At 70.7% G+C, this 26608-nt stretch carries 24 protein-coding genes; 10 read left to right on the plus strand and 14 right to left on the minus strand.

Features of this window, described 5'->3' with window-relative positions; all coding sequences use genetic code 11:
* Window positions 1–35: 35 nt before the first annotated feature.
* The gene (locus OG844_RS20285) at window positions 36–674 is read right to left on the minus strand and encodes a DUF6230 family protein (RefSeq protein ID WP_406392072.1); all 639 of its coding nucleotides are present in this window, start codon (window positions 672–674) and stop codon (window positions 36–38) included.
* 597 nt (window positions 675–1271) lie between these two features.
* Complete coding sequence (locus OG844_RS20290; protein ID WP_406392074.1) at window positions 1272–2252, minus strand: tetratricopeptide repeat protein; 981 nt, start codon at window positions 2250–2252, stop codon at window positions 1272–1274.
* 316 nt (window positions 2253–2568) lie between these two features.
* Here OG844_RS20290 and OG844_RS20295 point away from each other — a divergent pair, with 316 nt between their 5' ends.
* The gene (locus OG844_RS20295; protein ID WP_406392076.1) at window positions 2569–3195 is read left to right on the plus strand and encodes a TetR/AcrR family transcriptional regulator; all 627 of its coding nucleotides are present in this window, start codon (window positions 2569–2571) and stop codon (window positions 3193–3195) included.
* Window positions 3196–3214: 19 nt separating this feature from the next.
* Here OG844_RS20295 and OG844_RS20300 read toward each other — a convergent pair whose 3' ends face one another.
* The 4 genes from OG844_RS20300 to OG844_RS20315 form a co-directional block, all read right to left on the minus strand.
* The gene (locus tag OG844_RS20300) at window positions 3215–4915 is read right to left on the minus strand and encodes a methylmalonyl-CoA mutase (protein ID WP_406392078.1); all 1701 of its coding nucleotides are present in this window, start codon (window positions 4913–4915) and stop codon (window positions 3215–3217) included.
* 107 nt (window positions 4916–5022) lie between these two features.
* Window positions 5023–5355, minus strand: coding sequence for a DUF3817 domain-containing protein (locus tag OG844_RS20305; protein ID WP_406392080.1), 333 nt, complete (start codon window positions 5353–5355; stop codon window positions 5023–5025).
* Window positions 5356–5410: 55 nt separating this feature from the next.
* Entirely contained in the window at window positions 5411–5920 is a 510-nt protein-coding gene (locus OG844_RS20310; RefSeq protein WP_406392082.1) for a MarR family winged helix-turn-helix transcriptional regulator, read from the minus strand.
* Window positions 5921–5951: 31 nt separating this feature from the next.
* Window positions 5952–7313 carry an MFS transporter gene (locus tag OG844_RS20315; protein ID WP_406392084.1) on the minus strand — a complete coding sequence of 454 codons (1362 nt, stop codon included), beginning with the start codon at window positions 7311–7313 and terminating at the stop codon, window positions 5952–5954.
* 69 nt (window positions 7314–7382) lie between these two features.
* Here OG844_RS20315 and OG844_RS20320 point away from each other — a divergent pair, with 69 nt between their 5' ends.
* Window positions 7383–8369 (plus strand): DUF5937 family protein, encoded by a 987-nt coding sequence (locus OG844_RS20320; RefSeq protein WP_406392086.1) that lies wholly within the window; start codon window positions 7383–7385, stop codon window positions 8367–8369.
* Between the two features lie 6 nt (window positions 8370–8375).
* Here OG844_RS20320 and OG844_RS20325 read toward each other — a convergent pair whose 3' ends face one another.
* The 4 genes from OG844_RS20325 to OG844_RS20340 form a co-directional block, all read right to left on the minus strand.
* On the minus strand, window positions 8376–10337 hold the full coding sequence (locus OG844_RS20325; RefSeq protein WP_406392088.1) for a galactose oxidase-like domain-containing protein: 1962 nt from the start codon (window positions 10335–10337) through the stop codon (window positions 8376–8378).
* A gap of 3 nt (window positions 10338–10340) precedes the next feature.
* Window positions 10341–12104 (minus strand): glycosyltransferase family 2 protein, encoded by a 1764-nt coding sequence (locus OG844_RS20330; RefSeq protein WP_406392090.1) that lies wholly within the window; start codon window positions 12102–12104, stop codon window positions 10341–10343.
* A 161-nt stretch (window positions 12105–12265) separates the two neighbouring features.
* Window positions 12266–12559 carry an MTH1187 family thiamine-binding protein gene (locus OG844_RS20335; RefSeq protein WP_406392092.1) on the minus strand — a complete coding sequence of 98 codons (294 nt, stop codon included), beginning with the start codon at window positions 12557–12559 and terminating at the stop codon, window positions 12266–12268.
* Complete coding sequence (locus OG844_RS20340; RefSeq protein WP_356423900.1) at window positions 12556–12906, minus strand: DUF3817 domain-containing protein; 351 nt, start codon at window positions 12904–12906, stop codon at window positions 12556–12558. Before OG844_RS20340 ends, OG844_RS20335 begins: the two co-directional genes overlap by 4 nt.
* A gap of 169 nt (window positions 12907–13075) precedes the next feature.
* Here OG844_RS20340 and OG844_RS20345 point away from each other — a divergent pair, with 169 nt between their 5' ends.
* The 4 genes from OG844_RS20345 to OG844_RS20360 all read left to right on the plus strand — a co-directional run bounded on the left by OG844_RS20345 (window position 13076) and on the right by OG844_RS20360 (window position 15694).
* A complete protein-coding gene (locus OG844_RS20345; RefSeq protein ID WP_406396196.1) occupies window positions 13076–13708 on the plus strand; it encodes an AIM24 family protein in 633 nt (210 codons plus the stop codon).
* Window positions 13708–14358, plus strand: coding sequence for an AIM24 family protein (locus OG844_RS20350; protein WP_406392095.1), 651 nt, complete (start codon window positions 13708–13710; stop codon window positions 14356–14358). Before OG844_RS20345 ends, OG844_RS20350 begins: the two co-directional genes overlap by 1 nt.
* Window positions 14355–15122 (plus strand): AIM24 family protein, encoded by a 768-nt coding sequence (locus OG844_RS20355; RefSeq protein ID WP_406392097.1) that lies wholly within the window; start codon window positions 14355–14357, stop codon window positions 15120–15122. The genes OG844_RS20350 and OG844_RS20355 overlap by 4 nt, the downstream gene beginning before the upstream one ends.
* A gap of 95 nt (window positions 15123–15217) precedes the next feature.
* Window positions 15218–15694, plus strand: a complete 477-nt coding sequence (locus OG844_RS20360; protein ID WP_351178559.1) for a MarR family transcriptional regulator — start codon at window positions 15218–15220, stop codon at window positions 15692–15694.
* A gap of 36 nt (window positions 15695–15730) precedes the next feature.
* Here the strand turns inward: OG844_RS20360 and OG844_RS20365 are convergent, their stop codons facing one another.
* Window positions 15731–17182, minus strand: coding sequence for an ATP-binding protein (locus OG844_RS20365; protein WP_406392100.1), 1452 nt, complete (start codon window positions 17180–17182; stop codon window positions 15731–15733).
* The gene (locus OG844_RS20370) at window positions 17179–17841 is read right to left on the minus strand and encodes a response regulator transcription factor (RefSeq protein ID WP_406392102.1); all 663 of its coding nucleotides are present in this window, start codon (window positions 17839–17841) and stop codon (window positions 17179–17181) included. Before OG844_RS20370 ends, OG844_RS20365 begins: the two co-directional genes overlap by 4 nt.
* A 116-nt stretch (window positions 17842–17957) precedes the next feature.
* Between OG844_RS20370 and OG844_RS20375 the strand changes: the two genes are divergently transcribed.
* Entirely contained in the window at window positions 17958–18527 is a 570-nt protein-coding gene (locus tag OG844_RS20375) for a PepSY domain-containing protein (protein ID WP_406392103.1), read from the plus strand.
* Window positions 18528–18606: 79 nt separating this feature from the next.
* On the opposite strand, the gene meaB is transcribed toward OG844_RS20375, so the two are convergent.
* Window positions 18607–19575: a methylmalonyl Co-A mutase-associated GTPase MeaB gene (gene meaB / locus OG844_RS20380; RefSeq protein ID WP_329215047.1), complete on the minus strand. Its 969-nt coding sequence runs from the start codon at window positions 19573–19575 to the stop codon at window positions 18607–18609.
* Between the two features lie 38 nt (window positions 19576–19613).
* Window positions 19614–20816 (minus strand): acetyl-CoA C-acetyltransferase, encoded by a 1203-nt coding sequence (locus OG844_RS20385; protein WP_351165842.1) that lies wholly within the window; start codon window positions 20814–20816, stop codon window positions 19614–19616.
* A 134-nt stretch (window positions 20817–20950) separates the two neighbouring features.
* Here OG844_RS20385 and mce point away from each other — a divergent pair, with 134 nt between their 5' ends.
* From mce to OG844_RS20400, 3 genes are all read left to right on the plus strand, one after another.
* Window positions 20951–21379: a methylmalonyl-CoA epimerase gene (gene mce / locus OG844_RS20390; protein WP_351165844.1), complete on the plus strand. Its 429-nt coding sequence runs from the start codon at window positions 20951–20953 to the stop codon at window positions 21377–21379.
* 243 nt (window positions 21380–21622) lie between these two features.
* The gene (gene scy, locus OG844_RS20395) at window positions 21623–25417 is read left to right on the plus strand and encodes a polarized growth protein Scy (RefSeq protein ID WP_406392106.1); all 3795 of its coding nucleotides are present in this window, start codon (window positions 21623–21625) and stop codon (window positions 25415–25417) included.
* 184 nt (window positions 25418–25601) lie between these two features.
* Window positions 25602–26540, plus strand: coding sequence for a cellulose-binding protein (locus OG844_RS20400; RefSeq protein WP_329207274.1), 939 nt, complete (start codon window positions 25602–25604; stop codon window positions 26538–26540).
* Window positions 26541–26608: the final 68 nt, after the last annotated feature.

The raw sequence follows: 26608 nt of genomic DNA on the forward strand, positions 1-26608 counted from the left end.
GCGTGGCCGCCGCCCCGCCCGTCCGGGCGGAGTGCTTAGTAGCACTCCTTGACGCCGTTGTAGAGCTTCATGCTCAGGCCGCTGAGCTTGAAGGTTCCGGCCGTGGTCGCCCACGCCGTCTGCTTCACGTTCCGCAGCTGCGCCCGCTCCGCCTGCTGGGCGAAACCGTTCTCGGCGACGTTGTCGCCGGACTTGATGGCCGGACCCTTGGTGGCGTCCTTCGCCGCGACACCGATGTCGATGTTGGTGAACTCGGCATCGGCCGACAGGTCCGCAACGTCGATGTACAGGTTCTCGGCCGAAACCGGCGTCTTGCCGCCACCGGCCTTCAGCTGAAGGCTGACCGAACCCAGCAGCGGGATGTTCGGCGTGACGACGGACTGGCACATGTTCGTGATCTCAGCCGTCTTGAACGACGAGATCGCGACCGGGTGCAGAGTCTTCTTGTCACCCTTCATCTCCGCGTAGCCGGCGTCTATGCCGCCGTACTGCGAGAAGCCGTGACCGTCCAGGTAGTCGGCCGACACCTTGAACGACTGGCCCGACACGCTGAACGACGCTGCGAGCGCACCCTGCGCAAGCCCGACGCCCACCGCGGCGGTCGCGAGAACGCTCGGCACCATGACCAGAGCGAAACGCTTCCATCTGGTCCCACCGCGAACTTGGGAACTCATAAATTTCCTCCTTCTCGGACGTACATCTCCGGTACGGGCATCGTGCCCGTCCTGGGATGGGAGAAGTGCTACGTCCTCGGGAAGGAGAGCGCCCGGACCGGAGGCGCGTACCGCATCCGAATCACCGGCGATCACCCCCGAGCGACAACCACTGGTCACGCGTCTGCGCAACCGGTTCGGACAGGCCCTGCCGAAGGCAGGAACCCCCCTGTCCGCGATCGGCACCACTGCCGCCGACCACCCGGTGGGGACCCAACTGACCGCCGACGCCGACTGGCCGTCGGGCTGGCGGGTATTGGACCGAGCGTGGCCGATCGTGGTGCATTCGCGGCCGCGACACAAGAGGGTCGTTACTCGCTAGTAACGACCCGATAACCAGGGTGCGACAGGGGGGTACCGTCCGGCCACACAGGGTGGCATCAAAGGGGCGTGCGAACGGTGTGATTGGGGTACCAAAGCGGACAGATCCCAGGGTGCGATTTACTGCGAGTAACAGCGCGCACTTTTATCAAGATTTGGTAAAGCGAAGGGACTCATTGTCGTTCGCCCGCGAAAACGGCCGTGGTGCCCCCTGGGCACCACGGCCGTGTTGTCACATCAGAACAAGACGCGCGCAAGGGCCGTTCGCGCGGCGATGACCCTGGGATCGTCCGGCCCGATCACCTCGAAAAGCTCCAGAAGGCGCACCCGCACCGTGTCCCGGTCATCACCGAAATTACGGCGGACGGTCTCGACGAGGCGCCCGAAGGCGTCCTCGACATGGCCACCGACGAGATCCAGGTCCGCGGCGGCCAGCTGGGCCGCCGGGTCGGCCGGATCGTCCGCGGCGTCCTTGCGGACCTGCTGCGGATCCAGGTCGGCGACCCTGCCGAGCAGTTCGGCCTGGGCGAGGCCGAGTTTGGCCTCGGTGTTGGCCGGGTCGTCGGCGAGCACGTTCTTGTACGCCTGGACGGCACCGCTGAAGTCGTTGGCGTCCAGCGCCTGCGCGGCGGCCTCCAGGAGCGCGTCGTACGGCCCCGCGGGCACGTCGGCCTGGACACCGTCCTCCTCCGCGTCCACCGCTCCGTCCGGGTCGACCACGATCCCGGTGAGGCCGAACCGCTCCTCCCCCACCTGGATCAGCTGGTCCAGCGTCTGGCGGATCTGGCTCTCGGGGGCCGCGCCCTGGAAGAGCGGGAGCGCCTGCCCGGCCACCACGGCGAAGACCGCGGGAATGCCCTGGATCCCGAACTGCTGCATCAGCATCTGATTGGCGTCGACGTCGACCTTGGCCAGTACGAAGCGGCCGTTGTACTCGACGGCGAGGCGCTCCAGGAGCGGGCCGAGCTGCTTGCACGGCTCGCACCACTCGGCCCAGAAGTCGATGACTACCGGGACTTCGGCGGAGCGCTGGAGGACGTCGCTCTCGAAGCCCGCCTCGTCGACGTCGATCACCAGGGAGGCGGGGGCGACTCCGCCGCCACCACCCTGCCTGGCGGACTCCGCTCGGGCCTGCTCCGCCTTCGCCTTGGCCTCGCCGGCCGCCTTCACAGCGGCGAGGTCGACGACGCCGCTCATGGACATGTTCCTAGGCTGCATACGTACATCCTCCCCCCTGTGCGCACGGATTCGGAAAGCGATCCGTGAACCGCCTCCGTCCACAGCCACGCCGGTGTGCGCGGCGCGTGGACGGAAACGGTTCCGGGGCCCTGAAAAACCCCGTTCTCGGCGCCGGATCCCCACCCGGCACCTGTGGCTGTCGATCAGTCGTGGCGCGGGGCCGATGAACCATCGTCCTTACGCTACGACCCGTAGCGTAACTGGCCGGACCCCCTCCAGGGCAAGAGTGTCCGGTGATCTGTCTCACGGGCACCGGTACCGGTCAGCGGTACTTACCGGCCGGTATGGTCACCGCATGCTGAGCCGCAGCCACCCCAAACCCACCCGATCGGGACGTCCACGCAGTGCCACCGCCGACGAGGCGATCCTGGAAGCGACCCGTGAGTCGCTCGTCGACCTCGGGTGGTCGAAGCTGACGATGGGTGATGTGGCGACCCGCGCGGGGGTCGCCAAGACGACCCTCTACCGCCGTTGGGCCGGGAAGAACGAGCTGGTCGTGGACGCGGTCGCGGTTCTCTTCGACGAACTGGAGCTGCCCGACCTGGGCAGCCTGTCGGCCGACGTGGAGGCCGTGGTGCTGCAGTTCGCGGCGCTGCTGGAGCGGCCGGAGACCAAGACGGCGCTGATGGCCGTGGTCGCGGAGTCGACCCGCGACGAGGCGCTGCGTGACCGGATCAGGAACTCCATCGTGGACCGGCAGAAACGCCTGGTCCTGGAGGGCCGGGCGCGCGCGCAGGAGCGCGGCGAACTGCCCGCCGAGCCGGATGCGGAGACGGCGGCCCGCACCGCGGATCTGATCTTCGACGTGATCGCCGGTGCGGTCGTGCACCGGGCGCTGGTGAGCGCCGAGCCCGTCGATGCCGACTGGGCCCGGCGCTTCACACTGCTGCTGCTCTCGGGGCTGGGAGCGGCCTCCGCCTAGAAGGCGCGCAGGCGGCGCGTCAGAAGCCGGGCGGCTCCGTGTAGGTGCCCCACTCGTCGCGCAGCACGCCGCAGATCTCTCCCAGGGTCGCCTCGGCCCGTACCGCCTCCAGCATCGGCCCGATCATGTTCGACCCGTCGCGGGCGGCGGCGAGCATCGCGTCCAGCGCGGCGCCGACCCGGGCGGCGTCCCGGCTCTCCTTGCGTCCGGCGAGGTCGCGCACCTGCTCCCGCTCGACCTCGTGGCTGACCCGGAGGATCTCCAGGTCGCCGGTGACCGAGCCGAGCGCGACGTTGACGCCGACGACCCGCTTCTCGCCCTTCTCCAGCGACTGCTGGTACTGGAAGGCCGATTCGGCGATCTCGCCGGTGAACCAGCCGTCCTCGATACCGCGCAGGATGCCCGAAGTCATCGGCCCGATCGGGTGCTTGCCGTCCGGGTGGGCCCGGGTGCCGCGCTCCCTGATCTGGTCGAAGATCTTCTCGGCCTCGGCCTCGATGCGGTCGGTGAGCTGCTCGACGTACCAGGAACCGCCCAGCGGGTCGGCCACGTTGGCGACGCCGGTCTCCTCCATCAGCACCTGCTGGGTGCGCAGGGCGATCTCGGCGGCCTGCGCGGAGGGAAGCGCGAGGGTCTCGTCCAGGGCGTTGGTGTGCAGCGAGTTGGTGCCGCCGAGGACGGCGGAGAGCGCCTCGACCGCGGTGCGTACGACGTTGTTGTACGGCTGCTGGGCGGTGAGCGAGACGCCGGCGGTCTGGGTGTGGAAGCGGAGCCACTGCGCCTTGTCGGTCTTGGCTCCGTACGTCTCCTTCATCCAGCGGGCCCAGATGCGGCGGGCGGCACGGAACTTGGCGATCTCCTCGAAGAAGTCGAGGTGCGCGTCGAAGAAGAAGGAGAGGCCCGGGGCGAAGGTGTCCACGTCGAGCCCGCGGGAGAGGCCGAGCTCCACGTAGCCGAAGCCGTCGGCCAGCGTGTAGGCGAGCTCCTGCGCGGCCGTCGCTCCGGCTTCGCGGATGTGGTAGCCGGAGACGGAGAGGGGCTTGTAGGCGGGGATGTCGCGGGCGCAGTGCTCCATCAGGTCGCCGATGAGGCGCAGGTGGGGCTCGGGCTGGAAGAGCCACTCCTTCTGCGCGATGTACTCCTTGAAGATGTCGGTCTGGAGCGTCCCGTTGAGGACTCCCGGGTCGACTCCCTGGCGCTCGGCGGCGACCAGGTACATGCAGAAGACCGGGACGGCGGGGCCGCTGATCGTCATCGAGGTGGTGACGTCGCCGAGCGGGATGCCCTTGAAGAGGACCTCCATGTCGGCGGCGGAGTCGATGGCCACACCGCAGTGGCCGACCTCGCCGAGGGCGCGGGGGTCGTCGGAGTCGCGTCCCATCAGGGTCGGCATGTCGAAGGCGACACTGAGGCCGCCGCCGCCCGCGTCCAGGATCATCTTGTAGCGCTCGTTGGTCTGCTCGGCGTTGCCGAAGCCGGCGAACTGGCGGATGGTCCAGGTGCGGCCTCGGTACCCGGTCGCGTGGAGCCCCCGTGTGAACGGGTACTCGCCGGGCCAGCCGATCCGCTCGAACCCCTCGTACGTGTCACCGGGGCGGGGCCCGTACGCGGGCTCCACCGGATCCCCGGAGAGCGTGGTGAAGTCGGCGTCGCGCTTGCGGGCCTTGTCGTAACGGGCCTGCCAGCGGAGGCGGCCTTCCTCGATCGCGTGAGCGTCCATGGTTCAAATTTACTAGGACGTCCTAGTAAATGTCGATGGCAAACCGCCCGGTGCTTTGCACGGGGCGGTTCGGCGGGGCGTGGAGGGGTGCGGGCCGGGCGGCCCGGTCAGGCCTTGACGGCCTGCGCGGAGCCGTCCGCGATCAGCGGCTCGACCTCCTGGACGATCTTGCGCTCGACGAAGAACGCGGCCGTCGGAATGGTCCCGGAGACCAGCACCCAGAGCAGCTTGCCGATCGGCCACTTCGCCTTGGAACCGAGGTCGAAGGCGAAGACCAGGTAGATGATGTAAAGGACACCGTGGACCTGCGAGACCACGAGGGTGAGGCCCTCGCCGGTGTCGAATCCGTACTTGAAGACCATGCAGGTGCACAGCACCAGCAACATGACGGCGGTGACATAGGCCATCACCCGGTAGCGGGTCAGCACACTGCGTTTCATGGCATCGAGACTAGCCCGACGACCTGGGCGATCTTGCAGCGCCCTGCCCCCGCGGTCACCGGTCGTCGAAGTCCTGGGCGGCCACCCGCAGCGGGCGCAGCATCGCGAAGATCTCGGCGCACTCCTCGGCGTCGTACACCCCGAGCCCGAAGTCCATCGCCATCAGGTCCTGCGTGGCCGCCTCGACGACCTCACGGCCCTTCCCGGTGATGGAGGCGAGGGTTCCGCGGCCGTCGTTGGGGTTGGGCCGCTTGTCGACCAGCCCGGACCGCACCAGGCGGTCGACGGTGTTGGTCACGGAGGTGGGGTGCACCATGAGCCGCTCGCCGATCTTGGACATCGGCAGCTCACCGGCCTTGGAGAAGGTGAGCAGGACCAGTGCCTCGTAGCGGGCGAAGGTCAGCCCGTACGGCTTGACCACCGCGTCGACCTCGGCGAGCAGGATCTGCTGGGCCCGCATGATCGAGGTGATCGCCCCCATGGAGGGCACCGGCCCCCAGCGCCGGTGCCAGAGTTCCTCGGCGCGGGCGATGGGATCGAAGGGAAGGCTGAGCGGCTTCGGCACGGCACGACCTTACCCACTGGTCACATGCCGGTCAGCCCTGTCTCGCACTTCGGTACCGGACGCCTGTTCTACGTACCTCGGCGACCAGGAAGAGAGTGCACACGGTGCCGATCGCCCCGGAGGCCGCGACCACCTGGTGCACCGGGAAGAACTCGGCAGCCAGGCCGGCCAAGGCCATGCCGATGCCCTGGACCGTCATCAGACCGGCGGTGAGCAGGGTCATCGCCCGGCCCCGCAGGTGTTCGGGAACCGCATCGACGAACCACTGGTCGAGCCCGATGACGTACGCCGCCCCCGCCCCCGCCAGCACGAGGGACGCCACGGTCAGTGCCATGCCGGGCCGGAACGCGTACATCACCAGGGGCAGCAGCCCGAACGCGGCCACCGGCAGGACGATCCGCGAGCGTGCCCGGGGGCCGAGGACGGTCCCCGTGTACAGCTCGGCGCCGATGTGGCCGACGGCCATGGAGCACATCAGCAGTCCGAGCGCGGCCGGTCCGACGCCGATCGCGTCCGCATACGGTGCGGCGAGCGCCTCCGGAGCGACCACGAAGAGTGCGGGCACCCAGAACAGGAGCATCAGCGCCCGGATCCTGCGGTCGGCGAGGACGACACGGGCACCGGCGAGCGAGTCCCTCATGAGCGCGCCGCCCCCCTCGCCGCCGGTGCGGGCGGGCCTGGCGTGGGTACCGAGGCGGAGCAGCGCGGCCGAGCAGAGGAACGTGCCCACGGTGATCGTGATCGCCCCGCGCGGGGACAGCGCCGCGAGCAGCACCCCGCCCGCGCCGAAGCCGATGAGCAGGGCGCTCTGCGAGACGAGGCGCAGCAGCGAACGCCCCAGGACGTAGAGGTCGCCCTCGCCGAGGATGTCGGTGAGGGCCGCCATCCGTGTCCCGGTGAAGACGGGCGCCACGGCGGCCACCAGACAGCGCAGCGCGAGGAGCCCGCCGACAGGGGTGCCCGGCAGCACCATCACGGCGACGCAGCCGGCGCAGATCAGGTCGCAGGTGACGAGGACCCGGCGGGCGGGGTACCGGTCGGCGACCCCGGCGAAGAGCGTCCCGCCGACGAGGTACGGGAGGAAGCCGAGCGCGAAGGTGAGCGCGGAGAGCAGGGGCGATCCCGTCAGGTCGTAGACGAGGACGGTGAGTGCGAGCTCGCTGACGACGACGCCGAGGAGGGACAGCAGGTGCGCGGCGAACACGGCACGGAACTCACGCACGGCGAACACGGCCCCGTAGCCCCCCGCGGGCTTCCCGGCCGGCTGCGGAGTCTGCTCCCGGAGCGAGGGCGCCGTGCCCTGGCCGGGGTGGGCGGCGCTCTCCGGGGGCAGCACGTCCGGGGCGGGAACGGTGCGGGGTGTACCCGCCTGGTTGCGGTCGTCGCTCGGCATGGGCGCAGCCTGCCCGGCGGGGCCGCCCGCCCGTAGACTTTCGGCTGACGCCGAAACTTGACGGAGCCCATGCCGTTCCACCTGCACTTCGACGAGAGTGACCTGCTCCGCTGCCGCTTCGCGCTCTCGCCGCTCTGGGAGACCCAGGAGGCGGTACGCACACTGTCGCGTCCCGGGCGGCACGGATACCACCTGCCCTGGCTGCGCCGGATCCGCGAGGACGCCGCCGCCCTGGATCTCGAACCGCTCTGGCGGCTGATGCCCGAGGGCGGTCACAACCCGGACTTCGTGTGCCCGCCGCCCGTCGGCCCGTTCACCACCTTCGAGGAGGAGATCGCCGCCGTGCGCGCGGTCGATCCGCTCGTCGCCAGGGACGACATGGCGCGGGCGCTCGCCGACAGGCCCGGCAGCCTGGACTCGCCCACCGGGCGGCGGATGCTGGCCGACCCCGAACGGGCGGTCCAAGAGCTCGCGGATCTGCTGGAACGCGCCTGGCAGGTCCTGATCGAGCCGCACTGGCCCCGGCTGCGGGCCCTGCTCGAGGCGGACATCGCCTACCACTCGCGGCGCCTCGCCGAGGTCGGCTTCGAGCGGCTGCTCGGCGAGATCAGCCCGCAGCTGCGCTGGTCCGGGTCGACCCTCACCGTGGTCGGCACCCGGGGGGACCACACCCGGGTCCTGGGCGGCCAGGGGCTCGTCCTCATGCCCAGCGTCTTCGTGTGGCCCGATGTCGTCGGCGGCTACGAGCCGCCGTGGCTGCCCGCGGTGATCTACCCGGCACGCGGCATCGGCGGACTGTGGACGGAGTCCGCCGAGCGGACTCCCGAAGCGCTCGCCCGGCTGCTCGGGAGGGCACGCGCCGATGTCCTGTGCGCGCTGGACGAACCCGCCGGGACCAGCGCCCTGGCGCACCGGCTCTCGCTCGCGCCCTCGTCCGTGTCGGCGCACCTGTCGGTGCTGCGCACGGCGGGACTGCTCACCTCCCGGCGGTACGGGCACCAGGTGCTGTACGAACGCACGCCGCTCGGCATCGCCCTGACGGCACAGGACCCGTGAGCGCGCTCAGCCGGCCCTGACCCACTTCGCCTCGGACGGCGTGCCCTGGGTGTCGGTGACGAAGAGCATGTACCAGCCGGGCGGCACCAGCGTGCGGTCCTTCGGCACCGTGACCGTCACCTTGCCCGCGGTCTTCTTCAGACCCAGCTCGATGGAGCGCTGCTCGACGTCCGTCGTGTGCGTGACGGCGCTCGGCCGCATCAGCCGTGCCGCCGCGATCCGCTCGGAGCCCTCGACGGCGTACGTCGCCGAGCCGCCGCGGGCGACCGACTCCGGCCCCTTCCCGATCACCGGCCGCACGCCCTTGCTCCGGTGCAGTGCGGGCGGTGTGTAGACCTCCATCCGCTGCTCGAACGTGCCGAGCCTCGTGTTGGCCCTGTCGCCGTACAGGGAGTCGGAGCCGAAGGTCGCCACCCGTCCGTCGGGCAGCAGCAGCGCCTCCGAGTGGTAGTTGCGCCCGACGGTCGGATCGGCCGCCCGCGTGAACACGTTGGTCGCCGGGTCGTAGAACTGCGCCTTGAGGATGTTGCTGGCGCCGCGCCCCCGGTAGTCCCTGGACCCCCCGGTGGTGAACACGGTGTCGTCGGGCATGAGCACGCTGTTGAGGTAGCGGGTGCCCTGCGGAAGGTCGGGGCCCCGCTGGAAGACCGGGCTGTCCTTCGCCAGATCGACGATCGCGGTGCGGGCGGTCGACTTCCTGGACTCGCCGACCCCTCCGCCGCCGAGCACCATCACCTTCTGGTCCTGGACGGGCGGCAGCATGAGGGAGGCCGCGGTCTCCAGCTCGTCGGTGTCGGTCAGTCCGCCGGCCGCCGTGAAGGTGTTCTTCCCCGGGTCCCAGAGCCCGGGGACCCTCCCCTTGTCCGCGGGCCCGTAGCCGGCGTTCGCACCCGGGTAGAAGAGCTTGCCGCCCTTGGTGAGGAAGAGCGCGGGGTAGGTCGGGAAGTAGCGGAAGGGACCCTTGGACCACTTCTTCGTCTTCGGGTCGTAGATCTCGTTGTCGCCGTTCAGGATCTCGCCGACGTCGTCCAGCCCGGACACGGCGAGCACCCTGCCGTCCTCCAGGCCCACGAGCGTCGGGTACCAGCGGGCCTCCTTCATGGGGCCGACCGGGACGTACTTCTCGGCCACCGGGTCGAATTCGTACGCCGCCCTGATCCCCTGGAAGTCCTGCTTGTCCATGGTGATCTTCTCGGCGAGCCCGTACGCGTTGTCGGCCGCCTTCCCCTTGAGGCCTCGGATCCTGTACTGGGCGGCCTCGGTGGCCACCGCCTGCGGGCCGTCCTTCACGGCCTCCACGAAGACGCGTTGTTCGGAGGCGGTCACCCTCGTCTTCCACGGCTTCATCGCGCCGCTCTCGAAGTAGTCCACCTCGAAGGCGCGCTTCGCCTTCGGGACGGTGACGTCGAACATGGATCGGTACTCGACTCCGTCCGGTGACCGGAAGACGGTGCCCTTCCTGAGGGTGAGCGGCTTGTCCGGGTTCTCGTTCTTCACCCGCATCCCGCCGCCGGCGTGCCGCACCTTGTCGTCGAGCACCTCGTAGCGCGCGGTACCGCCCGCGATGAGGAGGCGGCCGTCCGGGAGGGCGGCATGGCCGCCGCAGAAGAAGTCCTCCGGGGTGTCGATCTTCTTGAAGGTGCCGGCCTCCGGGTCCCACAGGACCGTGTCGAAGGTTCCCGCGTCGAAGTGCTCCTCGTCGTTGCCCGAGCCCGCCACGATCAGCACCTTCCCTGTGCGCAGGAGGGCTGCGTGAATGGCGTTCGTACGGAACTTCTCGGGGATGACGACCCTTTCCCAGGAGCCGTACTCGGCCTTGTACGCCGGCCGGTCGATCTTGTACGCGTGGTACCTGTCCTCCGCGAAGGACAGCGCCGCGGGGGCGTTGAGTCCGGCGAGGACGACGACGGCGGCGCCGCCCAGAAGGGTCTTCTTCGTCCGTCGCGTGGGCCGGTGGGACACGGGCATGTGTCAGTTCCCTCCTGCGGGAGTGCCCGCGGTGGTGGTGACGGGCGCCGGTTCCGCCTCCTGCACGGATCCGGCAGACCGGGCGGTGCGCGCCCCGCGCTCCCTCAGCCGCCCCCACGACCACACCGCGACCGGGGAGAGGGCGACCACCAGGGCCAGCAGCGTCCAGGTCCGCATCGCCGCATGGGTGTGGTCCAGCACCACCGACGCGACGAGTGAGGCCACCAGCAGCGCCGCCCAGGTGAGATGCACCCGGAAGGTGCTGAGCCGGTCGGGGCTGGCGGAATCGCCCTTGGGGGTGACGACGAACCGGCCGTCGGTACGCAGGACGGCCGCGCCCAGGGACTTCAGATAGATCGGGGCGCAGAGCGCCGACATCGCCATGCCGGCCAGTCCGCCGGAGCCCTCGGGCTCGTGCGGGGAGACGTTGTGGCGCCGGTTCCACAGATAGAGCCCGATCTGGAGTGCCGCGGCGTCGCTGTACAGCATCAGCCAGAGCGACGCGGCGACCTGGGTGCCGGAGGCACCGAGCCAGAGGAACAGCACGCAGCTCAGCACACCGAGCAGCCAGTTGACGGCGCTCATGGGGTAGTAGGCGAGCATCAGCGTGTAGCTGAGCAGCCGTCCGGGCGGCATCCGGAACCATGTCTTCCCGTACTGCCTCAGCAATGTCTCGTACGTCCCTCTCGACCAGCGCAGCTGCTGGGTGAAGAAGTCGGTCCAGGAAGCGGGCCCCTCACCGACGGCCAGCACGTCCGGCGTGTAGACGGAGCGCCAGTGACGCCCGGTCAGCGGGTTGCGGTGGCAGTGGATCTCGAAGCCGGTGGCCATGTCCTCGGTGATCGAGTCGTAGAGCCCTCCGACCTGGCGCAGTGCCGCGATGCGTACGACGTTGTTGGTGCCGACGAACATGGGTGCGCCGTAGCGGTTGCCGGCACGCTGGATCAGCGCGTGGAAGAGGAACTGCTGGGACTCGGCCGCCTTGGTGACGGCCGCTTCGTAGTTCCCGTAGACCTGGGGGCCGACCACGAAGGCGGTGTCCGGGTCACGGAAGTAGCCGAGCATCCGTTCCAGGAAGTTCGGCTGCGGCACGTGGTCGGTGTCGATGGAGGCGAAGAAGTCGTAGGCGGCTCCGTACTTGGCGATCCAGGCGTTGTAGTTGCCGTGCTTGGTCCTGGCCTTGTGCGGGCCCGTCGCACGGTTCCACTCGGGCACCCCGCTGCGGGTGAAGTGATGGACCCCCAGCTCGGCGCAGAGCATCCTGGCCCCGGGGTCGTCCCCCTCGTCGAGCAGCCAGACGTCCAGCAGCCCGGCGTGCCGCACCGCGACGGCGCCCTGCAGGGTGGCCCGCACCATGGAGAGCGGTTCCTTGCCGGGGACGAACGTGGTGAGGAAGGCCACCCTCGTACCGGGCTCGGGCGGCACCGGGACGGGGTCCCTGGCCACCATCGTGGCGTGCGCGATCGAGACCACGTTGACCAGCATGAACAGTTCGACCAGACCGATGCAGACACGCATCACCGTGTCGGCCAGGACCAGCCAGGGCTCGCCGTTCTCGCGCTCGGTCCAGTGCGTGGGCCAGACCAGGTAGAGCAGGAGGAGTCCGGTGAGGACGGGAGCGAGCGTCATCAGGAGGACTGCTCTTATTCGGTGCTTCTCCGCCGAGAGGAGGCTGCGGTACTCCACCCGGTACCCGGTCGCGGCCGGCTCGGTGAGCGGCCCCGCGAGCCGGCTGTACCCGGCGTAGTCATAGCCCTCCGACGGCACCGCGCCTCCCACTGTCGAACGGGTGATATCACCACAAAAGATGACATCCCGCCACATGTCGAGCCGCCGGGCCCGAGCGAGGGATTTTCGTCCCCCGTCCGACCAACGAGCCCCCGGCGTGGCGCCGGGGGCTCGATGTGCGCGGTGCGGCGGACGGGGCGTCAGCCCGCGAGGTGCCGCTCGACCGTCTCGACCTTGGAGGTCAGCCCGTCGGTGACACCCGGCCTGATGTCGGCCTTCAGCACCAGGGACACCCGTCCGGCGCGGGCCTCGACGGCGGCGACGGCGCGCTTGACGACGTCCATGACCTCGTCCCACTCGCCTTCGAGGCAGGTGAACATCGCGTCCGTACGGTTGGGCAGTCCGGACTCGCGGACGACCCGCACGGCGTCGGCGACGTACTCACCGACGTCCTCGCCCACACCCAGGGGGCTCACGGAGAAGGCGACGATCATGCGCTGACCTTGCCCTCGGCACGGGCACGGGCGGCGATGACGCCGTCGGCCTCGTACTGCTTGAGCAGCTTGTCTCCGTAGAACCCGCCGAAGGGCACGACCGCGAGGAGGAAGAACAGCGCGACGCGCTTGAGCGGCCACTTGGCCTTGACCCACACGTCCAGCAGGAACACCACGTAGATCGTGAAGAGCAGGCCGTGCAGGGCGCCGAGGGGCGGCATCAGGAAGTCGATGTCCGAGACGCGCATCAGAAGCGAGCCGAAAATGAGCAGCGCCGGGAAGGAGAGCGCCTCGGGAACGGAGATGAGGCGCAGCCGGTGCAGGGCGCTGGCGGTCTTGATGTCCACGTGGGCACCTTCGGTGGGAGGGGGCGTGACGGCTTGTGAACGCAGGCACAAGCCCAGCCATTGTGGCATCGACCCCGGCCGGGTTGTCCCCGAGGGTCCACTCCGGGACACATCGTCCCCAGGGGCCCTGTTCCGTCGGGTGCGGTGGGGCTACCGTCACTTCGTGGCAATGTTCCGGCTCCAGGGCAGCAAGACGCTCGCCGTCGATCTGACGGGCGATGCGGTCAGAGCGAAGAACGGCTCGATGGTCGCGTACGACGGCCGGATGGCCTTCAAGAAGATGTCCGGCGGCGGTGAGGGTGTCCGAGGCATGGTGACCCGCCGGCTGACCGGCGAACAGATGACGATGATGGAGGTGAAGGGGCAGGGGACCTGCTACTTCGCCGACCGGGCGAGCGAGATCAATCTGGTCTCGCTGCGCGGCGACAAGCTGTACGTCGAGGCGAGCAATCTGCTGGCCACCGACGCCGGGCTGCGCACCGGCACCACCTTCACCGGCCTGCGCGGCGGGGCGAGCGGCAACGGGCTGTTCACCACCACCGTCGAGGGCACCGGCCAGGCGGCGATCATGTCGGACGGCTCGGCCGTGGTGCTGCGGGTGACGCCCCAGTACCCGCTGAACGTCGACCCGGGCGCCTACGTAGCGCACCAGGGCAGTCTTCAGCAGCACTTCCAGTCCGGGGTCGGCTTCCGGACGTTCATCGGGGAGGGCTCCGGGGAGTCGTTCCAGATCCGCTTCGAGGGGGACGGTCTCGTCTACGTGCAGCCGAGCGAGCGGAACACCGTCGGAGGCGATGTCTGATGCCGTTCCGTGAGATCAACTCGAAGATGGTCGAGGCCACGGTGGTACCCGGCCGGAAGATGTACAGCCAGCGGGGCGCGATGCTCGCCTACCGCGGCGACGTGTCGTTCACCCCGAACATCCAGGGCGGGCAGGGCGGCCTGGCGTCGATGATCGGCCGGCGGGTCGCCAACGAGGCGACCCCGCTGATGACGGTCGAGGGCAGCGGCACGGTGATGTTCGGCCACGGCGGCCACCACGTCCAGGTGATCGGGCTGTCCGGCGACACCCTCTTCGTGGAGGCCGACCGGCTGCTCGCCTTCGACGGGACGCTCCAGCAGGGCACGATGTTCATGGGCTCGCAGGGTGGCGTGATGGGCATGGTGCGCGGTCAGGTGACCGGTCAGGGCCTGTTCACCACGACCCTCAAGGGGCACGGGGCGGTCGCCGTGATGGCGCACGGCGGGGTGATCGAACTGCCGATCACCCCGGGGCGCCCGGTGCACGTGGACCCGCAGGCGTACGTCGCCCACCACGGCGATGTGACGAACAAGCTCTCCACCGCGCTGGGCTGGCGCGACATGGTGGGGCGCGGCTCCGGTGAGGCGTTCCAGCTGGAGCTCAGCGGCAATGGCGCGGTGTACGTCCAGGCGTCGGAGGAGAAGCTGTGAGCACGCCCGTGATCCACGATCCGATGACACTGCCGTCGGACGACAACGTCAACGCGTACACCTTCTGCGTGGAGCTCAAGGGGAGCCGGTGGTTCCTGCAGAAGGGCAAGATGATCGCCTATTACGGGCGGATCGACTTCAACGGCATAGGGCACGGCCGCTTCGACCGGCTGATCCGCACGAGCTTCCACTCCCCGCTGCACGCGAGCGACTGGGTGGTGGCCGAGGGCAGCGGGAAGATGCTGCTGGCGGACCGGGCCTTCGACGTGAACTCCTTCGACCTGGAGAACGGCAATCTGACGATCCGGTCCGGGAACCTGCTGGCGTACCAGCCGACGCTGGCACTGAAGCAGTCGATCGTGCCGGGCTTCCTGACCCTGATCGGCACGGGGAAGTTCGTGGCCGCCTCCAACGGCCCGGTCGTCTTCATGGAGCCGCCGGTGCGGGTCGACCCGCAGGCCCTGGTGGGCTGGGCCGACTGCCCCTCACCGTGCCACCACTACGACCACGGCTACATGACGGGCGTGATGGGCGGACTCCGGTCGCTGACCGGGATCGGCGGCACGTCGGGCGAGGAGCACCAGTTCGAGTTCGTGGGGGCGGGCACGGTCCTGCTGCAGTCGACCGAGGTGCTGATGTCCGAGCAGGCGACGGGCGCGACCCCGAACCAGCCGGGGGTTCCGGGCGGCGGCGCGGGTCAACCCGGGTCCACACCCCGCATGCCCGGTCAGCTGGGGGACCTCCAGCGTCGCTTCGGATTGTGAACGGTACTCTGCGGAGTGTGACGCGGGGCATCGCGTGCGCGGTGTCACACCCCCCAATTTCGTCCGTCTTTCAACTTCTTAGGTAGAATCCATACATGGAGACCGAGACGGCCACCCGTTGGCTGACCGATGCGGAGCAGTGCGCCTGGCGCACCCACCTGGACGTCAGCAGGCTGCTGACCCACCAGCTGGAGAAGGACCTCCAGCCGTTCGGGCTGACCATGAACGACTACGAAATCCTGGTCAACCTCTCGGAGTCGGACGACCAGCGCATGCGGATGAGCGACCTCGCCGCGGCCACCCTCCAGTCCAAGAGCAGGCTCTCGCACCAGATCACCCGCATGGAGACCGCGGGTCTCGTGCGGCGTGAGCACTGCGAGTCGGACCGGCGAGGGCTGTACGCGGTGCTGACCGACCTCGGGGCGGAGACGATGCGCAAGGTCGCGCCGCACCACGTCGAGTCGGTGCGCAGGCACTTCATGGACCTGCTGTCCCCGGAGGCACTCGCGGATCTGCACGCGGCACTGACACCGATCGCGGACCACCTGCGCGGACGGCGCGGCAAGCCGTAGGGCTCCACGTCCGGATCAGGGCGCCCGCAGGACCGGCTACGACCGCGGCAGCCGCAGCGTGAACAGCGCCCCGCCCTGCGGCGCGGTGCCCACCGTGAGCGTGCCGCGGTGGCGGGTCGCCACATCGCGGGCGATGGCCAGGCCCAGGCCCGCCCCTCCGTCGTCCCGGCTGCGTGCGTCGTCGAGGCGGACGAAACGCTCGAAGATCCGGTCGCGCTCCTCCTCGGGGACCCCCGGGCCGTCGTCCGTGACCGCGACGAGCACATCGCCCCCGTCCGCCGACACGGCGACCGCCACCGAACGCTCGGCGTGGCGCTCGGCGTTGTCCAGCAGGTTGCCGACCACCCGGGTCAGCTGTCCGCGCGAACCGCGGACCTCCAGCTGCCCGGACCCCGCGACGGACACCGCCACCGCGATCCGGTCCCCCGTGCGCTGCGGGACCTCCTCGCGTACCAGCGCCCCCAGATCGACCACCGCCCGCCCCGGCCGCTCCCCCGCGTCCAGCCGGGCCAGCAGCAGCAGATCCGCGGCCAGCACCTGCAGTCGTACGGTGTCGGCGACCGCGCCCGGCACATCCAGGAGCTCCGGATGCGCCGCGCCCACCTCCAGCTGGGTGCGCAGCGAGGCGATGGGGCTGCGCAGCTCGTGCGAGGCGTCCGCGACGAAGCGCCGCTGCCGGTCCACCGAGGCTTCGAGCACGGTCAGGGTCTCGTTGGTGGTGCGGGCCAGCCGGGCGATCTCGTCGTGCGAGCCCGGCTCCGGCACCCGGCGGCCGAGGTCCTGGGACGCGGTGATCGCGGCCAGCTCCCGCCGGATGCCCTCGACCGGTCGCAGCGCGCGCCTGGTGACCAGCCAGGTGACCCCGGCGACGACGAGCAGCAGGACGGGCAGCCCGGTCAGCATGGTGGTGCGTACGGAGTCCACGGCCTCCTGCTCGGCGGCGAGCGGGGCGCCCGCGTGGACGATCACCGGGAGACCCGTCCGTGTGACGGCCTCGACGGCGGCGAAGCGGAAGTCGGCCGTGTCGCCCTCGACGGTGGCGGTGCCGTTGCTGAAGTCGGGGTCGTCGGGGGAGACTTCGCCGCGGTCCGGGTCGCTGCCCCGGCTGCCGTCGTCCTCGTCCTCGCCGTCGTCACCGCGGCCCGAGCCGTCCCCGGAGCTCCCGGCCGACGCCGAGGGAGCCGGGGCGACCTCTGTCGTGGTGGTCCCCGAAATGGCCTCCAGGCCCTCCGAGACGGCCAGTACATGCCCTTCCTCGTCGGTCACCTGGACCGGGTGGACGTCCTCGTCGCTCAGGTCCAGATCCTCGTACGGCACGTCCAGGGCGACCTGCCCGGCCACCTCGCGCGCCACGACCTCCGCCTCCAGGCCGGCCCGGTCCATCAGGTTGCCGCGCAGCACCTGCAGCACGACGAGCCCGGCGGCCACCAGGGCCACGGTGACGACCAGGGTGGCGCCCAGGGCGGCTCTGGCCCGTACGGACCTCACAGCGCCTCCAGGCGGTAGCCCGCCCCGCGCACCGTACGGATGGACGCCGCGCCGAGCTTGCGCCGCAGGGTGCTGATGTAGACCTCGACGATGTTCGGGTCGCCGTCGTACGCGAAGTCCCAGACGTGTTCCAGGATGTCGGCCTTGCTGACCACCTCGCCGGCCCGCAGAGCGAGCTGCTCCAGTACGGCGAACTCCTTGGTCGTGAGGATGACTTCGTCCTCCCCCCGGTGGACCCGCCGTGCGGCGGTCTCCATCCTCAGCGTGCCGACGGTGAGCACCGGCGAGGCGGTGCCGCCGCCCCGGCGGCGCAGCAACGCCCGGACCCGGGCGACGAGCACGACGTACGAGAACGGCTTGGTCAGGTAGTCGTCCGCCCCGGTGTCGAGGCCCTCCGCCTCGTCGTACTCCCCGTCCTTCGCGGTCAGCATCAGGATCGGCACGTCGTGGCCTGCGGCGCGCAACTCGGCACAGACCCGGTAGCCGTTCATGCCGGGCAGCATGATGTCCAGGACCACGAGGTCGTGGACGCCCTCACGGGCCCGGTACAGCCCTTCGAGGCCGTCGTGCACGACATCCACGGCGAAGCCCTCGGCGGTGAGTCCCCTGGCCAGGGACACCGCAAGGCGCTTCTCGTCCTCCACGATCAACAGGCGCATGGGGACAGCCTCCCAAACCGAACCTGAAGGCGGCTTCAGGTGGCTTCAGGCTGCGTTCAGCATCGCCGGGCCAGTGTGGGTCCCGTCGCACCGCACATCCATCGGGGAGGAACCTCATGCAGCGCAACATCGCCGTCATCGCCGTCGCCGCGGCCGTGCTCATCGGCGGCGGGGCCGCGGCCGCCGCCGCGTTCACGGACGACGGGAGCAGCGGCGACAGCAGCCGGCAGGACTCGGCCCCGGTCGCCGTGAGGGGCGACTCGGTCACCGTCGACGACGCCGTGGCCGCCGCGCTGAAGGCCGTCCCGGGCAGGGTGATCGAGGCGGAGCTGGAGGACGACGACGGCAACGGGCAGGTCTGGGAGCTCGATGTGTACGGCTCCGACAAGGTCTGGCACGACGTGAAGGTCGACGCGGACAACGCGAAGGTGCTGTCCGACCGGGGCGACGCCGACAACCGGCGCCCGGTGCCCGGTTCGGACCGTGTCTCGGTGATCGCCGCGGTGGACGCCGCACGCGGGGCGGAGCCGGGCACGGTGACGTCCGTGGACCTGGACGGCGACGACGGCGCGCTGGTCTGGGACGTCGACATCGCGGGCAAGGACGGCAGGAACCACGAGCTGGACGTGGACGCGAGGACGGCCGACGTCAGCGGGAGCAAGGACGACGGCGACAACGACGACTGACGGTCTCCCCGCGCCGTGCGGTGCAGTGCCGTTCGGCGGTTCCCGGGCGGCCCGCACGCCGCCCGGGAGCCGCCGGCCGTCAGTCGTCGGCCGGGAGCCCCGTGAGTCCCGCCACCAGCTCGTCCGCCGCCGCGTACGGGTCGAGGCGGCCGGCCACGATCCGGGCCGCCAGCGCGTCCAGCCGCCGGTCTCCGTGGAGATCGGCGATCCGCTCGCGCAGGGCGGTGACGGCGATCGTCTCGACCTCGCGGGCGGCACGTGCCGTGCGCCGCTCGGCCAGGACGCCGTGCTCCTCCATCCAGGCCCGGTGCTTCTCGAGCGCCTCGACGACCTCGTCGATGCCCTCGCCCCGGGCGGCGACCGTCTTCACGATCGGCGGCCGCCAGTCGCCGGGCCCCCTGGACTCCCCGAGCCCCAGCATGTGGTTGAGCTCGCGGGCGGTGGCGTCCGCACCGTCCCGGTCGGCCTTGTTGACGACGTACACATCGCCGATCTCCAGGATTCCGGCCTTCGCCGCCTGGATCCCGTCGCCCATGCCCGGGGCGAGCAGGACGACGGAGGTGTCGGCCTGGGAGGCGATCTCCACCTCCGACTGGCCGACGCCCACCGTCTCCACGAGGATCACGTCGCAGCCCGCCGCGTCCAGCACCCGGATCGCCTGCGGGGCGGACCAGGCGAGGCCGCCCAGATGGCCGCGGGTGGCCATCGAGCGGATGTAGACGCCCGGGTCGGAGGCGTGCTCCGACATCCGGACCCGGTCACCGAGGAGCGCGCCCCCGGAGAACGGGGACGACGGGTCGACGGCCAGGACCGCGACCCGCTTCCCCGCCTTCCGGTAGGCGGAGACCAGCGCCGAGGTCGAGGTGGACTTGCCGACACCCGGCGAGCCCGTGAGCCCGACGACATACGCGTGACCCGCGAGCGGTGCCAGCGCCGCCATCACCTCGCGCAGCTGGGGCGAGGCCCCCTCCACCAGGGAGATGAGCCGGGCCACCGCACGTGGCCTGCCCTGGCGTGCCTGCTCGACCAGGGTGGGGACGTCCACCATCACGCTCGGTCTCCTCGCTCACTCATACGTACGGCTGACTACTTGCCCGGAACGCGGATGATCAACGCGTCACCCTGACCGCCGCCGCCGCACAGCGCGGCCGCTCCGGTGCCGCCGCCGCGCCGCTTCAGCTCCAGCGCCAGGTGCAGCACCACGCGGGCGCCGGACATGCCGATCGGGTGGCCGAGGGCGATGGCGCCGCCGTTCACGTTGACCTTGTCGGGGGTGACGCCGAGGTCCTTCATCGACTGGACCGCGACGGCCGCGAAGGCCTCGTTGATCTCGATGAGGTCGAGGTCCTCGACGCCGATGCCCTCCTTCTTCACCGCGTGCCGGATGGCGTTGGACGGCTGCGACTGGAGCGAGTTGTCCGGGCCCGCCACGTTGCCGTGGGCGCCGATCTCGGCGATCCAGTCCAGGCCCAGCTCCTCGGCCTTGGCCTTGCTCATGACGACGACCGCGGCCGCGCCGTCGGAGATCTGCGAGGAGGTACCCGCGGTGATCGTGCCGTCCTTGGCGAACGCGGGGCGCAGCTTGCCGAGCGACTCGGCGGTCGTCTCGGGGCGGATGCCCTCGTCCTTGGAGAAGAGGACCGGGTCGCCCTTGCGCTGCGGGATCTCGACCGGGGTGATCTCGGCCTCGAAGAGCCCGTTCTTCTGGGCGGCCGCGGCACGCTGGTGGGACAGGGCGCCGATCTCGTCCTGGGCAGCACGGTCCAGTCCGAGGCGGGTGTTGTGCTTCTCGGTGGACTCGCCCATCGGAATGTTCTCGTAGGCGTCGGTCAGACCGTCGTACGCCATCGAGTCGAGCATCTCGATCGCGCCGTACTTGTAGCCCTCGCGGGACTTCGGCAGCAGGTGCGGGGCGTTGGTCATCGACTCCTGGCCGCCGGCCACCACGACGTCGAACTCGCCGGCGCGGATCAGCTGGTCGGCGAGCGCGATCGCGTCGAGTCCGGACAGGCACACCTTGTTGATGGTGAGCGCGGGAACGTTCATCGGGATCCCGGCCTTGACCGCTGCCTGGCGCGCCGGGATCTGCCCTGCCCCGGCCTGGAGCACCTGGCCCATGATCACGTACTCGACCTGGTCGCCGCCGATGCCGGCCCGGTCGAGAGCGGCCTTGATGGCGACGCCTCCGAGGTCGGCTCCGGAGAAGGTCTTCAGCGAGCCGAGGAGACGGCCCATGGGCGTACGGGCGCCCGCGACGATCACTGAGGTGGTACCGGTCGTTCCTGACATGAGGCGCAGCCCCTTGGATTGGTTGTGAACGAGGGTTTACCTGAATGTACTGAGCAGTACCGCGCCCGTCATCCGGCAGCGGGTGTGATCGCGCGCACGTTGCGTAACCATGCCCGTAGCGCTGCACTGGTTCCATGCTGACGCGAATCGACCACATCGGAATCGCCTGTTTCGACCTCGACAAGACGGTGGAGTTCTACCGCGCGACCTACGGGTTCGAGGTGCACCACTCCGAGATCAACGAGGAGCAGGGCGTCCGGGAGGCCATGCTCAAGATCAACGACACCTCGGACGGCGGGGCTTCGTACCTCCAGCTGCTGGAGCCGACCCGTGAGGACTCGGCCGTGGGCAAGTGGCTGGCAAAGAATGGGGAGGGTGTCCACCACATCGCCTTCGGGACCGCGAACGTGGACGAGGACGCCGCGGACATCCGCGAGAAGGGCGTCCGGGTGCTGTACGACGAGCCCAGGACCGGGTCGATGGGGTCCCGGATCACCTTCCTGCACCCCAAGGACTGCCACGGCGTACTGACGGAACTGGTCACTGCCCGGGCAGAGCACTGACCTGACCGATACCCGGCCCGGTAGAGTGGGCGGTTCCGGGCCGGGGCCGGATCGGGGTCGCGCCGCGTCCTCGCCGTTGATCTGTCACCATTCCCCGGGGGACCGTTCGCCGGCGAGCGGTACTCGTTCGGAGAATTGCGACCAGGGTTGGGGTCTCCCCTGCTCAGTGGGGCATCCCCTGCTCGAACGAAGTTGAGAGCTTGGGGAAGACGTTGAGAGCTCGGGGAAGGATGGGACCGCGCAGTGCGGGGCTACGAAAGCCAGCAGAGCCACCGAGCTGACGACGACCATCTCTCGCGGTTCGAAGCCGAGATGGACCGGCTGAAGACCGACCGGGAGAAGGCCGTCCAGCACGCCGAGGACCTCGGTTACCAGGTCGAGGTCTTGCGTGCCAAGCTGCACGAGGCCCGGCGCAATCTCGCGACCCGTCCCGCGCACGACAGTGCGGACATCGGCTACCAGGCCGAACAGCTGCTCCGTAATGCCCAGATCCAGGCCGACCAGCTGCGCACCGACGCCGAGCGCGAGCTGCGCGACGCCAGGGCCCAGACCCAGCGGATCCTGCAGGAGCACGCGGAGCACCAGGCCCGCCTCCAGGCCGAATTGCACACCGAGGCGGTCCAGCGGCGCCAACGTCTCGACCAGGAGCTGGCGGAGCGCCGCCAAACCGTCGAGTCCCACGTCAACGAGAACGTCGCCTGGGCCGAGCAGCTGCGTGCGCGCACCGAGTCCCAGGCCCGCAGGCTCCTGGAGGAGTCGCGCGCCGAGGCGGAGCAGTCGCTGGCCGCCGCTCGCAGCGAGGCCGCCCGGCTCGCGGAAGAGACCCGCCAGCGCGTCGGCGCCGAGGCCGAATCGGCCCGCGCCGAGGCCGAGGCCACCCTGCTGCGGGCCCGCCGGGACGCCGAACGGCTGCTCAACGCCGCCTCCACGCAGGCCCAGGAAGCCACGAGTCACGCCGAGCAGTTGCGCTCGACGGCCACCGTCGAGACCGACCAGACCAGGCAGCAGACCGCGGAGCTGAACCGCGCCGCCGACCAGCGCATGCAGGAGGCCGAGACCCGGCTGCGCGAGGCCCGGCTGGAGGCCGAGAAGGTCCTCGCCGAGGCGAAGGAGGCCGCGGTCAAGCGGCTGGCCGGCGCCGAGTCCCAGAACGAGCAGCGCACCCGTACGGCCAAGTCCGAGATCGCACGGCTGGTCGGCGAGGCCACGAAGAACGCGGAGACGCTCAAGGAAGAGGCCGAGCAGGCGCTCGCAGACGCCCGAGCCCAGGCCGAGCGGCTGGTCACCGAGGCCGGCGAGAAGGCCCGCACGGTCGCCGCCGAGGACGCCGCGGCCCAGCTCGCCAAGGCGGCCCGCTCCGCCGAGGAGGTCCTGACCAAGGCCTCGGACGACGCAAGGTCCACCACCAAGGCGGCCGGCGAGGAAGCCGAGCGGATCCGCCGCGAGGCGGAGTCCGAGGCGGACCGGCTGCGCGGCGAGGCGGCCGAGCAGGCCGACCAGCTCAAGGGCGCGGCCAAGGACGACACCAAGGAGTACCGGGCCAGGACGGTCGAGCTGCAGGAGGAGGCGCGCAGACTGCGCGGCGAGGCCGAGCAGCTTCGCTCCGAGGCGGTCGCCGAGGGCGAGCGGATCCGTGGCGAAGCCCGCCGCGAGGCCGTCCAGCAGATCGAGGAGGGTGCCCGCACCGCCGAGGAGCTGCTGACCAAGGCCAGGTCGGACGCCGACGAGCTGCGTACCTCCGCGGGGGCGGAGAGCGAGCGCGTCAGGACCGAGGCGGTCGAGCGTGCCGCCACCCTGCGCAAGCAGGCCGAGGAGGCGCTGGAGCGCAGCCGTACCGAGACGGACAAGCTGCGCGCCGAGGCCGAGGAGCAGGCCGCTTCCCTGACCGCCGCGGCCGAGGAGGCCGCGGAGAGCCTTCGCGCGGAGACCGAGCGCGCCATGGACGCCCGCAAGGACGACGCCGCCGCCGAGCTGACCCGTCTGCACACGGAGGCCGAGACCCGGGTCACCGCTGCCGAGCAGGCGCTGAGCGAGGCCCGTACGGAGGCGGAGCGGATCCGCCGCGAGACGAGCGAGGAGTCCGAGCGGCTGCGCGCGGAGGCCGCCGAGCGGCTGCGCACGCTCCACGAGCAGGCCGCGACGGAGGCCGACCGGCTGCGGGACGAAGCCGCCGCCGAGGCCGCCCAGTCCCGCGCCGAGGGCGAGTCCGTGGCCGTACGGCTGCGCACCGAGGCCGCCACCGAGGCGGAGCGGCTCAGGACCGAGGCACAGGAGAGCGCCGACCGGGTGCGCTCCGAGGCCGCCGCCGCCGCCGAGCGCGTGGGTGCGGAGGCCGCCGAGGCCCTCGCCGCCGCGCAGGAGGAGGCGAACCGGCGCCGCCGCGAGGCCGAGGAGACGCTCGGTGCCGCCCGCGCCGAGGCGGAGCAGGAGCGCGAGCGGGCCCGCGAGCAGAGCGAGGAGCTGCTGGCCTCGGCCCGCAAGCGGGTCGAGGAGGCGCAGGCCGAGGCCCAGCGTCTGGTCGAGGAGGCGGACGCCCGCGCGACCGAGATGGTCTCCGCTGCCGAGCAGACCGCCCAGCAGATGCGGGACTCCGTCAGCGGGCTCCAGGAGCAGGCCGAGCAGGAGATCGCCGGACTGCGGTCCGCCGCGGAGCACTCCGCGGACCGTACGAGGACCGAGGCCCAGGAGGAGGCGGACCGGGTACGCGCCGACGCCTACGCCGAGCGCGAGCGGGCCACCGAGGACGCCAACCGGATCCGCCAGGTCGCGCACGAGGAGTCGGAGGCCGCGAAGTCACTGGCCGAGCGGACCGTTTCCGAGGCGATCACCGAGTCGGAGAAGCTGCGCTCGGACAGCGCGGAGTACAGCCAGCGGGTCCGGACCGAGGCGTCCGACGCGCTCGCCTCGGCGGAACAGGACGCCTCGCGCGCCCGCGCCGAGTCCCGCGAGGACGCCAACCGGATCCGTTCCGAGGCGGCAGCCCAGGCGGACCGGCTCATCGGTGAGGCGACGAGCGAGAGCGAGCGCGTCCGTACGGAGGCCGCGGAGCAGTCGGAGCACCTCCTCGGCGAGGCGACCGACGAGGCGGAGCGGCTGCGTGCGGAGGCCGCCCGGACCGTGGGTTCGGCGCAGGAGCACGCGGCCCGTACCCGCGAGGAGTCGGAGCGGGTGCGCGCCGACGCGGAGTCCGCGGCCGAGCAGATGCGCGCGGAGGCCCGCCAGGAGGCGGACCGGATGCTCGACGAGGCGCGCGACGCCGCGGCGAAGCGGCGCACCGAGGCCGCCGAACAGGCCGACCAGCTCGTCAGCAAGGCCCAGGAGGAGGCGCTGCGCGCCGCCACCGAGGCCGAGGGACAGGCCGACAGGATGGTCGGGGCCGCGCGCAACGAGGCCGTACGGATCACCTCGGAGGCGACGGTCGAGGGCAACTCCCTGGTGGAGCGGGCCCGTACCGACGCGGACGAACTGCTGGTCGGCGCCCGCCGGGACGCGACCGCTACGCGGGAGCGGGCCGAGGAGCTCAGGGCACGGCTGGAGAGCGAGATCGAGGAGCTGCACCAGCGCGCCCGCCGGGAGACGTCCGAGCAGATGAAGACGGCCGGCGAGCGCGTCGACAAGCTGATGAAGGCGGCCACCGAACAGCGCGCGGAGGCCGAGGCGAAGGCCAAGGAACTGCTGGCGGACGCGAATTCGGAGGCGAGCAAGGTCCGAATCGCCGCGGTGAAGCGTGCTGAGTCGCTCCTGAAGGAAGCCGAGCTCAAGAAGGCCGGGCTGACCCGCGAGGCCGAGAAGCTGCGCGCGGACGCCGAGGTGGAAGCGAAGCAGATGGTGGACGAGGGCCGTCGCGAGCTGGATCTGCTCGTCCGCAGACGCGAGGACATCAATACGGAAATTTCCCGTGTCCAGGACGTGCTCGAGGCGTTGGAGTCTTTCGAGGCTCCGGGCGGGACCGGCAAGGCTGCGGGCGGCAACGCCGCGGGCGTCAAGGCGGGGGCCGCCGCAGGTACGCGAGCGGGCGGAAAGGCCTCGGACGGGTGATCGGTCCGCCGCATCGCGCACTTCGGCATGAACATTCAAACGTTCGGGTGGCAAGCGCTCCCGAGGTCAGCCACTCAAAAGGGGTGTCATTCTCCATACCAAAGCGGCATCTTCACGTTGACACGCCGCCCAGGCCCCTAGGATTCCCCCTAACACCTCACCGGTCTCATTCGACAGGAACCCCATGAGTGACCCTTCCTCCCCCTTCGGCTTCGAGCTCGTGCGACGTGGATACGACCGCGGTCAGGTGGACGACCGCATTACCAAACTCGTCGCCGACCGTGACAGTGCTCTCGCCCGTATCACCTCTCTGGAAAAGCGCATCGAGGAGCTTCATCTCGAGACGCAGAACGCCCAGGCCCAGGTCAACGAGGCCGAGCCGTCGTACGCCGGTCTCGGCGCCCGCGTCGAGAAGATCCTCCGCCTCGCCGAGGAGGAGGCGAAGGACCTGCGTGAGGAGGCCCGTCGCGCGGCCGAGCAGCACCGCGAGCTGGCCGAGTCGGCCGCCCAGCAGGTGCGCAACGACGCGGAGTCGTTCGCGGCCGAGCGCAAGTCGAAGGCCGAGGACGAGGGCGTTCGCATCGTCGAGAAGGCCAAGGGCGAAGCGAGCACGCTGCGCACCGACGCCCAGAAGGACGCCCAGCAGAAGCGCGAGGAGGCGGACGCCCTCTTCGAGGAGACCCGCGCCAAGGCCGCCCAGGCCGCCGCGGACTTCGAGACGAACCTCGCCAAGCGCCGCGAGCAGTCGGAGCGCGACCTCGCCTCCCGTCAGGCGAAGGCCGAGAAGCGTCTTGCCGAGATCGAGCACCGCGCCGAGCAGCTCCGCCTCGAGGCCGAGAAGCTCCGCACGGACGCCGAGCGCCGGGCCCGCCAGACGGTGGAGACCGCGCAGCGCCAGGCCGAGGACATCGTGGCCGACGCGAACGCCAAGGCCGACCGGATCCGCAGCGAGTCCGAGCGCGAGCTGGCGGCGCTCACCAACCGCCGCGACTCGATCAACGCGCAGCTGACCAACGTCCGCGAGATGCTTGCGACGCTGACCGGTGCCGCCGTGGCCGCCGCCGGCTCCCCCGCCGACGAGGAGCCCGCCTCCCGCGGAGTCCCGGCCCAGCAGACCCGCTGACCCGTCCGTACATCAGCTGTACCCCTTGCGCGCCCGGTTCCGCCTGTGTGGTGGCGCCGGGCGCGCGG

The sequence above is a fragment of the Streptomyces sp. NBC_00887 genome (genome assembly GCF_045207585.1).